We start from the raw sequence: 14,302 nt of genomic DNA, 5'->3' as shown, positions 1-14,302 counted from the left end.
AACCACTCCTGTTTGCCTAATATACCTTTACAAGAGAAATTAGCTTGTGCTAAACTATTTAAGATTAGCATAAGGAGGCTTTAACAACATGTCGGGACATTCAAAGTGGTCAAACATTAAACATAAAAAAGGTAAGGCTGATGCTCAAAAGGGTAAAATATTCACGAAGCTGGGTCGAGAGTTGTTAATTGCTGCCCGTGCTTGTGGAGGAGACGTTAACGACTTTCGCTTAAAAATTGCCATAGAAAATGCTAAAGCCCAAAACCTGCCAAATGAAAATATTCAAAGGGCCATTCAAAAAGGGGCTGGTGGGACAGAAGGGGCAAATTATGAAGAGCTGCGTTATGAAGGATACGGTCCGGGTGGGGTAGCCATTATGATCGATATCTTAACGGATAATCGTAACCGAACTGCTGGGGAAGTACGTCATATTTTTTCCAAGAATGGTGGAAATATGGGGGAGACCGGCAGTGTAGGCTGGATGTTTGAAGACAAAGGGCAGCTGAGAATCCTGCGTGAGGGCCTAAAACTAAGCGAAGATGATTTAATGTTGACTGCCTTAGATGCAGGAGCTGAGGATTTTGAAGCAGATGAAGAAGGATTTGTTGTCTATACGACTCCTCAAGATATGGAGGCTGTGCGTCAAGCCCTTCTCGATCAGAATATCCCGGTTAATGAAGCGGAACTTAGCCCCATTCCACAAAATTCTATTGAAATCACTGACCCAGAACAAGCTCGTAAACTGGTTAATTTGATGAATAAGTTAGAGGATCATGATGATTCACAAGGAGTCTATTCCAATTTCGAATTGGCGGATGGTCTTGACTTCTAATGTATGACGATTACTAAGTTCATTCAAATCCACCATAGCTGAAGACGATTAAATTAAGCCCTCCTGGCAAGACTATAGCCAAGAAGACAATGTCAGGAGGGTTTTTCATTATGTCCAGGTGGAAAGTCATGAGTATGGTTCTTATAATAGGGGTGGGAATTGGTTGCTTGGTACCTGTTGCAACCTTATGGTGGTCCACGAATCATCGCGCCCATTCCGCATTGAATACGTTGAATCCAGAAAGCATAGTGGCAATTAATTCGGGAAGTGAAAGTGAAAGTTATCATTTTGGATTTGACCAAGGGGTGCTTTCCGTGATTGAAGGAAAGCCAGGTGAGAGCGGCAATGTAATTGTCACGGGATTAAATGTTGAGTCTTGGCCAAAGGAGATTTTAGATATGGCCCCGACGGTCGAATTCTACTCTTTAGATGAAGTTCAATCCTTTATTGATACTGCACAAGAATTCCCTGTGGCTGGAGTAATAACAGATTAGAGAAGAGAGAAAGGGAATCATCCGTCTTCTGTCGAAATCTACAAAGACTGAAAGGAAGACGAACATGATTATTTTAGGAATTGACCCAGGAACTGCCATTATGGGGTATGGCTTAATTGAACAAAAAGGAAATAGCTTAAACGCCCTTGCTTATTCTTGTTGGCGAACGCCTGCTCATACCCCTTTGGCAGAGCGTTTATTGATGTTGTATGAACAAATTGACCCGTTTCTGAGTGTACATCAACCGGATCACATTGCGGTGGAAGAGTTATTTTTTAATAGAAATACAACTACTGCTTTAGCAGTAGGACACGCAAGGGGTATCGTTTTATTGGCTGGTGCCCAACATGGTATTCCGATTTATGAATACACCCCCTTGCAGATCAAACAAGCTGTGGTAGGGTATGGGAAAGCTGAAAAAAAACAGGTCCAACAAATGGTAAGAGGATTATTAGGGCTAGATGAAGTTCCGAAGCCAGACGATACAGCAGATGCTCTAGCGGTTGCGATCTGTCATGCCCATAGCTATGTTTTGAACCGCAGAATGGGGGAATTCTGATGATTGGCATGTTGCGAGGTAAAGTTTGGGAGATACAATCTGAACGTTTAGTGATCGATGTACAAGGAACAGGGTACTTGCTTACTGTGCCCTATGGACTATTGGCAAAAGCACACCCAGGACAGGAACTTGTCGTGTATACCCACGTGGTTATGCGTGAAGATGATCTATCCCTTTATGGGTTCTCCTCCTTTGAAGAAAAGCAACTCTTTCTTCAAATGTTAAGTGTTTCAGGTATTGGTCCTAAAGCAGCTATTTCCCTCCTTTCAACCTTTGGCGCGATTCAGATTGAAAGTGCGATTGCTAGTGAAAATCTTAGTTTATTGACGAAGGTCCCTGGCATTGGCAAAAAAACGGCACAACGACTCATCCTTGAACTTAAAGAAAAGTTTAGGGGGCATAATTCACTTCAAGCTGAAGGTGTCTCGTACTCCGAACCTTCTACGAACACACAATCTGAGGCATTACAAACCTTATTGGCCTTAGGCTTTGGATTAGACGAAGCAAGACAGACCCTTGGTCAGGTCCTAAAAGTCGGTGGTGAATTAACGACTGAAGAACAGGTAAAGAAGGCCTTGCGTTTACTCGCACCAAGAAGTTAAATTTAGTCTGACAAGAGGGGGGGCTAGACTATGACTGAGCGTCTGGTTGCGCCACAAGAACAACCTGCAGATACTGAAGGGGAAGTACTGCGTCCTCAGCGCTTAAGTGACTACATAGGGCAGAAAAAGGTCAAAGATAACTTAAGTGTCTTTATTCGAGCCGCGTCGACTCGTGGAGAAGCGCTAGATCATGTCTTATTATATGGACCGCCCGGCTTGGGAAAAACCACTCTAGCAAATATTATTGCAGCCGAAATGGGCGTAAGCATTCGAACAACTTCCGGTCCAGCTATTGAACGTCCTGGAGACTTAGCAGCGATTCTAACCGCCTTAGAGCCAAGGGATGTTCTTTTTATCGATGAAATACACCGTTTAAGCAGTACGACGGAAGAAATCCTCTATTCCGCCATGGAAGATGGGTGTCTAGATATTGTAATCGGAAAAGGACCGAGTGCCCGTTCCATCCGCTTGTCTCTTCCTCCATTCACCTTAGTAGGAGCTACAACCCGAGCAGGTCAGCTAACCTCTCCTTTGCGTGATCGTTTTGGGGTTATCAGCCGTCTGGAATTCTATGAAGTAGAGGATTTAAAGGCAATCATTTCACGAACAGCAAGTATACTGCGCTTGAGTATTACTGAGGATGGTGCGGAGGAAATTGCCCGACGTTCTCGTGGTACGCCAAGGATTGGAAACCGCTTATTAAAGAGAGTTAGAGACTTTGCTCTAGTTTGGGAAGACGGAACTGTTAATCAGACAATAGCCAGAGAAGCACTAAATCGCTTAGATGTTGATCCAGAGGGCTTGGACCAGATTGACCAGAAAGCATTAAAGACGATTATTATGACCTTTGCTGGTGGTCCGGTGGGGTTAGAGACACTTGCTGCAACCATTGGAGAAGAATCTGTGACGCTAGAAGATGTAGTTGAACCCTTTTTACTGCAAATGGGATTTTTGCAACGTACTCCCCGGGGACGAATGGCCACTGCAAGAGCCTATCAGCATTTAGGCTTTTCACTTCCTCAGAGCAGGACTGAAACGATCCTTTTCCAGGATTAATGTGACCCATCTCACGACCAGAAATAAGGGGACATTGCTAAGTGAACACATTAGAGGAGTTCACGATAAAGCGAGTGCCGATTCTGAAGAGTTTATTGAGCCCAGGTTCACTTTCTGAACAACCTAGAGGTTGGCGCAATTCCTTGGGAATCCAACGAGAGAGCGCTGACACAAGGATGTGTCGAGCAAGGATGGCATAGGGCTTACTTTCATAACCCTAAATGAACTCACAAACCATCCCTTCGGTTCCCTGGAAAAATATTTGGAGCATAGATGCAGAGGAAAAAGGGCAATCTGAGCATAAACCCACCATTACGTGATTCGGATTAATGTGGAAAAGGGTGTGATTGAACATGCTCCAGATTGTGTATCGGTTACCCTTTTTGTGGATAGTGTCATTAATATTAATGCTGGCCCAAGCGACACCCTGTCAAGCAAAAATGATTTCGGTAGAGCTTGTATGGAATCTGAGTCAGGCCGGTTGGGTACAAATAGATATTAAAAAGGGCGACTATCAACTTATTTTAGACACTACAACTCGTAAGTTTCCAGCGGGTTCTACTCTGCAGGTTGGCTGGGGAGGATGGACTCCTGTCTTGCGAGTTAATCATGAAGAATTTCAAGTCTTCAGCGGGTCTGTTTTGGAAGTCAAAGAAACGAACCCGGGTAGTCTTCATGTTAAAACACCTGAAGGTATAGACGCAGTTTACCGTGGAGGTTTACAACTCAATTGGCAAGATGGTCATTGGCGGATAATTAATCAACTGGATAGTGAGGATTACCTAAAAGGGGTTGTGCCGATTGAAATGAGCAATGAGTGGGCAAAAGGAGGCGTGGAGGCGCTTAAGGCCCAGGCTGTAGCAGCTCGCACTTATCTTGTCAGACAGACCGAAAATGGCAAAAAGATGATTACAGATTCTCCGGATATACATCAGGCTTACGCGGGCATGAAGGTAGAAGGAGAGGCGTCAAAAGCAATCGAGGCTACTCGAGGGGAAATCATTGTTGATGCCAAGACCAAGCAACCCATTGATGCCCTTTATTCTTCCCATAGTGGAGGATATACTGAGGACGCTCAAAATGTATGGGGGAATATAGACATCCATAATATATCTCACCCGGATCTCTATTCCCAGGGAGTTGGGGGGCCGGTCAATCGATGGCGTTTCATTGTCTCTGCTCCGCTCCTGGGCTCAAAGTTTGGTTTAGGACCAGTACGAAAGGTAACACTTGATAAGTTTCCCTCGGGTAGGGTAAAAAGTGTCCAGATAGAAGATGAATTTGGACAAAATAAGACGGTTAAAGGTAGAACCTTTGTTCAAGCGTTTTATCCTTTTGGCCAGCCAATTCGCAAGGAAGCCTTTTTAGGAAGCTTATTTGAGGCTAAGGACGTTAACACAAACCGGGAATTGTTCAGAAAATCAGATTCTACAGAGTCTTTTGGTCCACTTGGATATTCAGGATTTTCCGAATTAGCAAAGTTGTATCAATCTAGACAAGGGCCTTTGTTATCCAAAGTAATGAGTTCATCCCTAGGTACCAGTGAGGATCCCCAGCCCTTTGGGGTCTTTATCTTTGAAGGCAGAGGTTGGGGGCATGGAGTCGGTATGTCTCAATGGGGTGCTTATCATATGGCCCAATTGGGGTATAAATATAATGAGATAATTGCGTATTACTATAACCATATTTCTATTGGGCAAAGCAGCCTCTAGTGATTTCGTCATGCCGTCACGGAGACAATCGTTACCAATCTAGAAAACAGGGTAGACGGTTAGAGTGCAAGAGTGAGATTGATTTATATAGTCTATGCTGATAAGCTTGACAGAAGGAGAAGGATACATTGAACGTCTCGGATTTTGATTTTGACTTACCGGAATCCTTAATTGCGCAACATCCGGTAGAGCCTCGTGATACCTCCCGGTTAATGGTGGTTGATCGGGAAAATGGAAGGATAGCACATCATACCTTTAGAGATCTTAGCCTGCTGTTAAGTAAGGGCGATGTCCTTGTACTTAATAACACTCGAGTTATTCCTGCGCGTTTAATCGGAGAAAAAGAGGGAACTCAGGTTAAAATCGAGATTCTCCTGCTTAGGAGACTCGAACTGGATGTTTGGGAAGCTCTAGTTAAACCAGGAAAGCGTCTTAAAGTTGGGCAAAGGGTCAGCTTAGGCCAGGGAATTTTGGTGGGAGAACTACAGGAGATTTTGGCCAATGGAAATAGAAAGATCCGTTTTAGTTATACAGGGGTTTTTGAAAGCATATTGGATCAGCTCGGGGAAATGCCTCTTCCGCCGTACATCACGGCTCAGTTAGAAGACCAAGAACGTTATCAGACGGTCTATGCTAAAGAGCGCGGATCAGTGGCTGCTCCTACGGCAGGGTTACATTTCACGCCGGAACTTTTGGGTGACCTCCAGAAGAAGGGCGTGGAAATCGTGGAGATTCTTCTCCATGTCGGCTTAGGAACCTTTCGCCCAGTCAAAGTAGAAGATATTCGTGAACATGATATGCATTCAGAATATTATCGAGTTGACATAGAAGCTGCAGAGCGAATTAATCGAGCTAAACAAGAAGGGCGCCGTGTCATTGCAGTGGGGACAACTGCCGCGCGGACGTTAGAATCAGTGGGGCATGAAGGAAGAGTTGAACCAGGAGAAGGGTGGACGGATATTTTTATCTATCCAGGCTATTCGTTTCAGGTTGTTGATGCCCTTTTGACGAACTTTCACTTTCCTAAGTCAACCTTGGTCATGTTAGTGAGTGCCCTAGCTGGGCGTGAGCTAATATTGAAAGCCTATGAAACCGCTGTTCAGGAGAAATATAGGTTTTATAGTTTTGGTGATTCTATGTTTATTGTGTGAGCCGACAGTATTTGTGTGAGCCGAAGGGTATTGGCAACAAGGGAGGTTCTATACCACTATTGGCGATGCACTTAATATGAGAGCCACGAGGTTTGAGGCGCAGGCACAACGAAACATCCTGAGTGTTCGCAAAGGATCTAGATCCTTCAGTCGTTCCTCCTTCAGGATGACATAGCACTTAAGTTGCGTTCCTATGATAAAAAAAGAAGGAAGTGAAGGGTTTGGCCTCGGTTTATTTGGAAATACTTAAAGAAGATTCCCGGACAAAAGCACGGTTAGGGAAGTTGCATACGCCCCATGGAATTATGGATACGCCGGTATTCATGCCTGTTGGAACACAAGCGACAGTAAAAACAATTACCCCGGAGGAAATCAAAGAAATTGGAGCAGGGATGATCTTAAGTAACACCTATCACCTATTCTTGCGTCCAGGTCATGAGCTGATTCGGGAAGCTGGAGGACTTCATCGCTTTATGAATTGGGATGGAGCAATTCTAACCGACAGTGGTGGATTTCAAGTATTTAGCTTGGGCGATCTGCGGACTATAAAGGAAGAAGGCGTAGAATTTAGATCCCATATTGATGGTTCACGACAATTCCTAAGCCCGGAAATTTCGATGCAAGTTCAGATGGCTTTGGGTTCTGATGTGGTCATGGCCTTTGATGAGTGTGCGCCCTACCCATGTACTCATGAGTATGCCAAGGATTCCCTAGAGAGGACAACTCGTTGGCTTAAACGTTGTAAGGATACGTTGACAACAACAGAAACTCAATCCTTATTTGGAATTGTTCAAGGCGGTATGTATGAAGATCTTCGACGTCAGAGTGCTGCAGAGATTACGGAATTAGACTTGCCTGGATATGCTGTTGGGGGTTTGAGTGTTGGGGAACCAAAAGAAATGATGTATGAAGTTTTGGATTATACTGTTCCCTTGCTTCCAAGAGAAAAACCACGTTATCTTATGGGTGTTGGTTCCCCGGATGCTCTTATTGAAGGGGTTATACGGGGAATAGATATGTTTGATTGCGTACTTCCAACGAGGATTGCCCGCAATGGTACAGCGTTGACTCGTTATGGTAAAGTGATTGTCCGCAATGCTGGATCAGCCCGGGATTTTGGTCCGATTGATCCTTCCTGCGACTGCTATACTTGTCGGAATTATTCCCGGGCTTATATAAGGCATTTGCTCAAGGCAGACGAAATTTTAGGTCTCAGACTAATGACGATTCATAATCTGCGTTATCTACAGATCCTAATGCTAGAAATTCGGGAAGCGATCAAGGAGGATCGTCTGCCAGAGTACCGTGAAAAGTGTTTTGCAGATTACGGATACGATGACTGAGATCGGAGGTTATAATTTTTAGCTATCAGGAAGGATTTTCACCCTGATACGGTGAATAGTTCAAGTATAAATAAAGGGGGAATACAAAGTGGATCAATCAACATTGACATTAGTTCTATATTTTGTGGTCTTTTTTGGGATTATGTACTTTCTCATGATTAGGCCTCAGCAGAAGCAGGCTAAAAAGCGGGCTGCTCTAATGAGTAGTCTACGCACTAGAGACCAAGTAATCACAACGGGTGGAATCTATGGTAAGATCACAAAAGTGAAGGAAGATTCCGTTATGTTAGAGATTGCGGACAAAGTAGAAATTGAAATGGCCAAAAGTGGAATTGTAAGTGTAGAAAATCGTGAGATTGAGCTCGAAAAGGGTAAGTAGAGTTCAATTAATTAAGTCTGGACAAATATTGTCAAAAGAAGTTAACTATAAATGCCCAGAATAGTAATTATTAATAAAAGCAAGTGGCATAAACCACTTGCTTTTAAGCTGTTATTAAGAGTAAAAAGAGGTGACACTGTGCCCTTGTATAGAGATCCGAGAAATCATGAGCCATCTTATGAAGACCATGTGCGAGCAGAGTTAAACGTTTGGGTTAGGAAATTGTTACAAAGGCCGGGATTATTGGAACGCACCTCAAAGGTTATACAGACTAAAATAAATGAGAGAGTTATTCCAGAAAAGGTTCATACCATAATAACTGCAACGGTTAAAGGATTGGTGAAATCGGTTGTCTTTGGACTTGAGTATATTCCTAATAGCCCTGTCTATTATGGAATTGGGTTACAAGAACGTGATCAAAAAGCTCAGAGACTTCTTTCGAAATACAGAAAGATTGCTGCTGCTGAAGGGGCTGGGACTGGAGCAGGAGGTTTTACCCTCGCTGTCGCCGATTTCCCGGCCCTTATCGTCATCAAAATGAGGTTTCTCTTTGAATTAGCGCATAATTATGGGTTTTCTACTGAAGATTATCGAGAGCGGCTTTTTTTGTTATATGTCTTTCAATTAGCTTTTTCGAGCCAAGAAAAACGTCCTGAATTATACAAAATCATTCTGAATTGGGATAAAACCATAAAAAGTTGGCCAGAAGAGAAAGAGGGTATAAAGCAAGTTAATTGGGAACAATTTCAGCGGGAGTACCGAGATGCCATTGATTTTAGAAAAACCCTCCAACTCATACCTGGGTTGGGAGCGATCGTGGGTGCCTGGGCGAATTACGGACTGGTCGATGATTTAGGAATGGTGGGTATCAATTGCTATCGATTGAGAATTTTGGGAGGGGTTCAGGTTGACAAAAGTCACTCTGCAAGATATTAAGGCGGATCCTTATGTACAAGCTCTGATTGATGCGGGAAACCGCCATCTCGCAGCTATTGGTTTTACGGAACACGGACTTAGACATGCAGGCTTGGTCTCTCATATTGCTTCAAATATTCTAGAAAAAATGGAGCATCCCGAAAGGGAGTGTGAACTAGCCGCCATTGCAGGATACTTGCATGACATAGGAAATGCTGTAAACCGTGTAGCTCATGCCCATTCAGGGGCAATTCTGGCGGCAGGGATTTTAGAACGGCATGAGATGCTGCCAGAAGAAATTGCGATCATCATTGGAGCGATTGGGAATCATGATGAGCAGGATGGAAACCCTGTCAATGTTATTTCAGCTGCCTTGATTTTAGCTGACAAGTCCGACGTTCATCGTTCCCGTGTTCGCAACCATGATCTGGCGAAGTTTGACATTCATGATCGAGTTAATTATGCAGTTGAACGATCTTTTCTGCGTGTCTATCCAAAAGAGCGAATTGCTTTAGAACTCACTATCGATACCGAGATATGCCCTGTAATGGAGTACTTTGAGATTTTCCTAGCACGGATGCTTTTGTCCCGCAAAGCAGCTGAATTCCTACTAACCAGGTTTGAACTAAAGATCAATGATGTAAAGTTACTCTAAAATTGGTGTTTTCCCGTTTTTACCAGATTGACATTGTAAACTTGAAGGTTTTATAATGGAATTTGGCATGGGCTAGTCCCATTCAATTAAAAAGGGAGGAAAGCAGATGAGACGGGGAAACATCATCAAATTGGTAGCGCTTGTGCTACTTGTAGCTGTAGCCGTTGGGCTATCGATTAAACCCCTTGTGGATCCCGAAAAGGGCATCCTGTTGGGACTTGACCTACGTGGTGGAGTACACTTGGTGCTACAAGCCGAGCCAAATGAAGACGGTACTCCAATTACAAGAGATGATATAGACAAAGCGAAAGCGATCATCGAAAAGCGGGTTAATGATCTGGGGGTATCTGAACCTATAGTCCAGGCGGATTATAATAAAAACCGAATTGTAATTGATTTAGCAGGGGTCACCGATCCGGACAAAGCAGTTGATATCCTGAAAACGACGGCTAAGTTAACCTTTAGAGATCCTAAAGGAAATATTGTATTAGAAGGGGATGACCTCAAGGATGCTAAGGGAGGACAAGGTCAGCAACAAGGGTATGTTGTTAATCTGACATTTTCGTCGGAAGGTGCCAAAAAGTTTGGAGACATAACGACTCAGCTGGTGGGACAGAGACTTGGCGTTTATCTCGATGATGACCTTTTGACAAATCCAACGGTGAATACTCCGATTCTCAACGGTCAAGCAGAGATCACTGGTTATGGAACATTGGAAGATGCTGCAAATCATGCGGTTCTCATGCGTTCAGGTTCATTGCCTGTGAGTATGAGCATTTCTGAAAAACGTCAAGTAGGAGCCTCTTTAGGAGTAGACTCCTTGAACAGAAGCATTAATGCAGGACTATATGGTCTGATTTTTATCTTCGTCTTTATGTTAGCTTTCTATCGTATACCGGGGGCAGTAGCGAATTTTTCATTGTTTGTCTATGGGCTTATTGTTCTTTGGATTTTCTGGATGTTTAGAGTCGTATTGACCCTTCCAGGTATCGCTGGGTTTATTCTTTCGGTTGGGATGGCTGTAGACTTTAATATCATTATTTATGAACGTATAAAAGAAGAAATAAGGGCTGGCAAATCCCTAAGAGCAGGTGTAGAATCAGGTTTCAGCCGGGCATTTATAACAGTTATTGATGCTCATGTAACGACCCTCATTGCTGCCTTAACACTCTTTTACTTTGGGACTGGGGCCATACAAGGGTTCGCCTTGACCTTAGGCGTGGGGATTGTTGTCACTTTATTTACCGGTATTACCTTTACCCGACAAGTACTGCGATGGATTGTGGGTATTAGTCCTAAGATGAACCCAACATGGTTTGGCGTTAGGAGGGATGTATAATGAAAACTGGACATCCAGAGACTAACGATGGAGTGAAGAAGATCCATCCACTCTACTTTAATATTATGAAGAGACGGTATTGGTGGTTTGCCCTTTCGTTATTAGTTTTGATTCCTGGAGTTATTTCCCTCTTGATGCAGGGACTCAATTTAGGAATTGACTTTAAGGGCGGTTCGATGCTTGACATAACGTTTAACAAACCTGTGACCCAAACAGCGATTTCAGATACAATGAAATCCGTGGGACTTGAAGGACCAGTGCAACTGTCTAACGGGGATACTTCAGCGTTAATACGAACTGAAGCCCTCGAAGAGGAGAAACGTAATGAATTACTGAAGGCCTTGCAAACCAACGTAGGAGAATTGGATAAAGATTCTCTTAGAGACGATAAAGTGGGCCCAGCAATGGGACAAGAGCTGACCAGAAATGCTTTATGGGCATTACTGATTGCTACAATCTTGATGATCGGCTATATTACGATTAGGTTCCAGTTCGTTTTTGCTATCTCAGCGATTCTAGCTTTATTACACGATGTTTTAGTAGTAGTTGGGGTTTTCTCGTTGTTCCAATGGGAAATCGATTCTACATTTGTAGCAGCTGTTTTAACTGTTTTTGGATACTCTATTAACGATACCGTGATTATATTTGATAGGATTCGCGAGAACGAAGGGAAAATGAAAAGGGCAGACAGTTATGAGGATATGATGGATAAATCTGTATGGCAGACCATGCGTCGTTCCATTAACACGTCTCTCACGGTACTCATCGCCTTGCTCTCGATATTTATCTTGGGCGGTGAATCGACTAAATTGTTCTCCTTAGCGATGCTGATTGGAGTGTTTACAGGATCCTACTCCTCGCTCTTTATCGCAAGCCCAATCCTTCTGGAAATGAAGAAACGTATGAAGAAGTTACGCAGAGGCGGTAAAGCGGTTCGGGTTTAAGCTTAAGTGAACTTATATTTAAAAGAGATCTCGAGAATTATTCTCGAGATCTCTTTTGAATTCTATGTTAAAATACGTTTATTATTATCTTTAATTTAACCGCGACGACTAGAAGTTTCCCACAATTTAGGCGGTGGGAGTATATCCCCGTAAAGGAGTTAGTGATGCTAAAGAAAATCATTAGAATGCAATTTTTATTGGTTCTTTTCCAAGTAGTGCTACTACTTGGAGTCAGTGGTTGTAGTAAAGAGAAGGCATTAAGTCCGACTTCTCAAATGCAAGCTGATTTAGTAAAGCCAAGTCAGACATCGAGTGAAACATCAAACACAACTGGCTCACCAAGTTATCAAAAGCCCATAGAGGTCCCTGTTCTGTACTATCATTCGGTACTATTAGAGGAAGGTAATAAAGTTAGAATGCCTCCTGACCAGTTCGAGGCTCAAATGATCTACCTGCGGGATAAAGGGTATGAAAGTGTATCTTTAGGACAGTTATACCAAGCCCTATACAAGGGAGGGGACCTTCCGGCAAAACCTGTGGTCATTACCTTTGATGACGGTTATGAAGATAATTACACCATTGCCTTTCCAATTTTAAAAAAGTATGGATTTACTGCTTCGGTTTTCGTCGTCTCAAGCTATATAAACGGAGAGGGATTTATGTCTGAGCCCCAGCTCAAAGAACTAATTGCAAATGGATGGGAAATTGAGGGACATACGGTTAGCCACCCTTATTTAACCCAGATGGATAAACAGACAGTGATTAATGAGCTTAAGCACTCTAAGGAACAATTAGAAAAAGTGCTTGGACAACCTGTGAATTTTTTTGCATACCCTTATGGAGATTATAATGTTGATGTTGCACAGGCAGTGAAAGATACTGGATATCTAATGGCTTTTACTACAGAACGGGGTTGGGTAAATCCTAATCTTGATGAATGGCATTTGCAGAGGGTTTATTGCTTTACCGATATGGGCCTGAACGAATTTTCCCGACGTCTTCAAGATCCTAATTACTAAATAAGTAGATTTCTAACCCGCTCATCAAAGAATGAAGAGCGGGTTAAATTTTAGGCTTAATCATTATTGTTAAATATTAACACATTTGGTATTTGATACATATGTTACTATCGAGACCAAGAAAAAAATAAATGGAGGTAGTTAATATGGCATATGGTGTAGGTGCAGTTGAAGGTGTCGAATGTGTTCCAGCAGGTCCCAATTTCTTACCAGGAATTGCAGTAGTTGTTGTAATCATCCTTCTGCTGATTGCAATGGGTATAGTATTCTAATCTAACTCTTCTTTAGAAAACTTTAGGAAATTAAGGGGGATATACCATGTACGGATATGGATATGGGGCTGGAGCTGGCTACGGTGCAGCTGCTTGCCCACCTGTTGCACCATTCGGAAGCGGAGTTGGAGCAGGTATCATTGCAATTGCAATTCTGATCTTAATTGCATTAGGCGTTATATTCTAAAAATTAAAGCCTAAGTAGGCATTAAAGGGAGGCCATCAGTATGTTTGGAGCAGGTGGAGCTGGCGTCGGCGCAGGAATTGCAATAGTTGTTGTAATCATCCTTTTGCTTATCGCAATGGGAATTGTATTCTAGATAGATTAGCTTAAGTAATTACAAAATACAATAAGGAGGAGATACTATGTACGGATTTGGTGGTTTAGGAGCAGTTAATGCATTTGGAGCAAATGCCTATGGAGCGGGTGCCTATGGAGCTGGACGTGGATGTTATCCTGCAGTTTGTTGTCCAACAGTTGCCCCAGTCGCCCCAGTTGGAACTGGTGTAGGAGCAGGGATTATCGCTATTGCAATTTTGATCTTAATTGCCTTAGGCGTTATATTCTAAACGATTTAAAGTTAAAGCAGATAAAAGGGAGGTTATAAGTATGTTCGGAGCCGGATTTGGAAACGGTGCAGGGGTTGGTACAGGAGTCGGTGCAGGAATTGCAATAGTCGTTGTTATCATTCTTCTGCTTATCGCCATGGGGATCGTATTCTAGATTATTTCTGTAATGGTTGTGCTTAAAAGCGACCTTTGGAGGTGAGTTCATGTACGGATATGGTACTGGTACTGCTGCTGGTGCTGGAATTATAGCTATTGCCGTTCTAATTCTAATTGCTTTAGGAGCTATCTTCTCGTTCTAAGTCTTCACAAACAAAGACCCCCTGCAGGGGGGTTCTTTGTTTGTCTCTGTGCCTTTCTCGATACACATTACGTTAAAAACTATAATGCTTTACTGTAATAAGACCCCACTAGTTTTTTATACCTTAATCTCAAGCTAATTGAGATAAATAAAAAAGCGCTA

17 protein-coding genes are annotated in these 14,302 nt (G+C 42.9%); all 17 read left to right on the top strand.

Going from position 1 to position 14,302, the window contains the following annotated elements:
* Positions 1-88: 88 nt before the first annotated feature.
* The 17 genes from HGJ98_RS15060 (at position 89) to HGJ98_RS14980 (ending at position 13,842) form a co-directional block, all read left to right on the top strand.
* A complete protein-coding gene (locus tag HGJ98_RS15060; protein WP_291352271.1) occupies positions 89-832 on the top strand; it encodes a YebC/PmpR family DNA-binding transcriptional regulator in 744 nt (247 codons plus the stop codon).
* A gap of 110 nt (positions 833-942) precedes the next feature.
* Positions 943-1,326 (top strand): hypothetical protein, encoded by a 384-nt coding sequence (locus tag HGJ98_RS15055; RefSeq protein WP_291352269.1) that lies wholly within the window; start codon positions 943-945, stop codon positions 1,324-1,326.
* A 64-nt stretch (positions 1,327-1,390) separates the two neighbouring features.
* Positions 1,391-1,885, top strand: a complete 495-nt coding sequence (ruvC, locus tag HGJ98_RS15050; RefSeq protein ID WP_291352267.1) for a crossover junction endodeoxyribonuclease RuvC — start codon at positions 1,391-1,393, stop codon at positions 1,883-1,885.
* Positions 1,885-2,487 carry a Holliday junction branch migration protein RuvA gene (ruvA, locus tag HGJ98_RS15045; protein WP_291352265.1) on the top strand — a complete coding sequence of 201 codons (603 nt, stop codon included), beginning with the start codon at positions 1,885-1,887 and terminating at the stop codon, positions 2,485-2,487. The genes ruvC and ruvA overlap by 1 nt, the downstream gene beginning before the upstream one ends.
* Positions 2,488-2,517: 30 nt before the next feature.
* Positions 2,518-3,543 (top strand): Holliday junction branch migration DNA helicase RuvB, encoded by a 1,026-nt coding sequence (gene ruvB / locus HGJ98_RS15040; protein WP_291352263.1) that lies wholly within the window; start codon positions 2,518-2,520, stop codon positions 3,541-3,543.
* A gap of 353 nt (positions 3,544-3,896) precedes the next feature.
* A complete protein-coding gene (locus tag HGJ98_RS15035; protein ID WP_291352261.1) occupies positions 3,897-5,255 on the top strand; it encodes a SpoIID/LytB domain-containing protein in 1,359 nt (452 codons plus the stop codon).
* Positions 5,256-5,383: 128 nt separating this feature from the next.
* Positions 5,384-6,406 carry a tRNA preQ1(34) S-adenosylmethionine ribosyltransferase-isomerase QueA gene (gene queA, locus HGJ98_RS15030; RefSeq protein ID WP_291352259.1) on the top strand — a complete coding sequence of 341 codons (1,023 nt, stop codon included), beginning with the start codon at positions 5,384-5,386 and terminating at the stop codon, positions 6,404-6,406.
* Positions 6,407-6,627: 221 nt separating this feature from the next.
* On the top strand, positions 6,628-7,749 hold the full coding sequence (gene tgt / locus HGJ98_RS15025) for a tRNA guanosine(34) transglycosylase Tgt (RefSeq protein WP_291352257.1): 1,122 nt from the start codon (positions 6,628-6,630) through the stop codon (positions 7,747-7,749).
* An 88-nt stretch (positions 7,750-7,837) separates the two neighbouring features.
* Positions 7,838-8,128 carry a preprotein translocase subunit YajC gene (yajC, locus tag HGJ98_RS15020; RefSeq protein WP_291352255.1) on the top strand — a complete coding sequence of 97 codons (291 nt, stop codon included), beginning with the start codon at positions 7,838-7,840 and terminating at the stop codon, positions 8,126-8,128.
* A gap of 138 nt (positions 8,129-8,266) precedes the next feature.
* Entirely contained in the window at positions 8,267-9,064 is a 798-nt protein-coding gene (locus HGJ98_RS15015; RefSeq protein ID WP_291352253.1) for an EcsC family protein, read from the top strand.
* Positions 9,036-9,698, top strand: coding sequence for an HD domain-containing protein (locus HGJ98_RS15010; RefSeq protein WP_291352251.1), 663 nt, complete (start codon positions 9,036-9,038; stop codon positions 9,696-9,698). Before HGJ98_RS15015 ends, HGJ98_RS15010 begins: the two co-directional genes overlap by 29 nt.
* Before the next feature lie 106 nt (positions 9,699-9,804).
* Positions 9,805-11,037 (top strand): protein translocase subunit SecD, encoded by a 1,233-nt coding sequence (gene secD, locus HGJ98_RS15005; RefSeq protein WP_291352249.1) that lies wholly within the window; start codon positions 9,805-9,807, stop codon positions 11,035-11,037.
* Positions 11,037-11,981: a protein translocase subunit SecF gene (secF, locus tag HGJ98_RS15000; protein WP_291352247.1), complete on the top strand. Its 945-nt coding sequence runs from the start codon at positions 11,037-11,039 to the stop codon at positions 11,979-11,981. The genes secD and secF overlap by 1 nt, the downstream gene beginning before the upstream one ends.
* A gap of 164 nt (positions 11,982-12,145) precedes the next feature.
* Positions 12,146-13,000, top strand: a complete 855-nt coding sequence (locus HGJ98_RS14995) for a polysaccharide deacetylase family protein (RefSeq protein WP_291352245.1) — start codon at positions 12,146-12,148, stop codon at positions 12,998-13,000.
* Between the two features lie 146 nt (positions 13,001-13,146).
* Positions 13,147-13,272 (top strand): hypothetical protein, encoded by a 126-nt coding sequence (locus HGJ98_RS14990; RefSeq protein ID WP_291352243.1) that lies wholly within the window; start codon positions 13,147-13,149, stop codon positions 13,270-13,272.
* Between the two features lie 46 nt (positions 13,273-13,318).
* Positions 13,319-13,459, top strand: coding sequence for a hypothetical protein (locus HGJ98_RS14985; protein WP_291352241.1), 141 nt, complete (start codon positions 13,319-13,321; stop codon positions 13,457-13,459).
* Between the two features lie 179 nt (positions 13,460-13,638).
* Complete coding sequence (locus tag HGJ98_RS14980) at positions 13,639-13,842, top strand: hypothetical protein (RefSeq protein WP_291352321.1); 204 nt, start codon at positions 13,639-13,641, stop codon at positions 13,840-13,842.
* Positions 13,843-14,302 lie beyond the last annotated feature (460 nt).

Source organism: Desulfosporosinus sp. (genome assembly GCF_014237355.1).
GTDB lineage: Bacteria > Bacillota > Desulfitobacteriia > Desulfitobacteriales > Desulfitobacteriaceae > Desulfosporosinus.
This window is presented reverse-complemented; position numbering and strand designations above follow the sequence as displayed.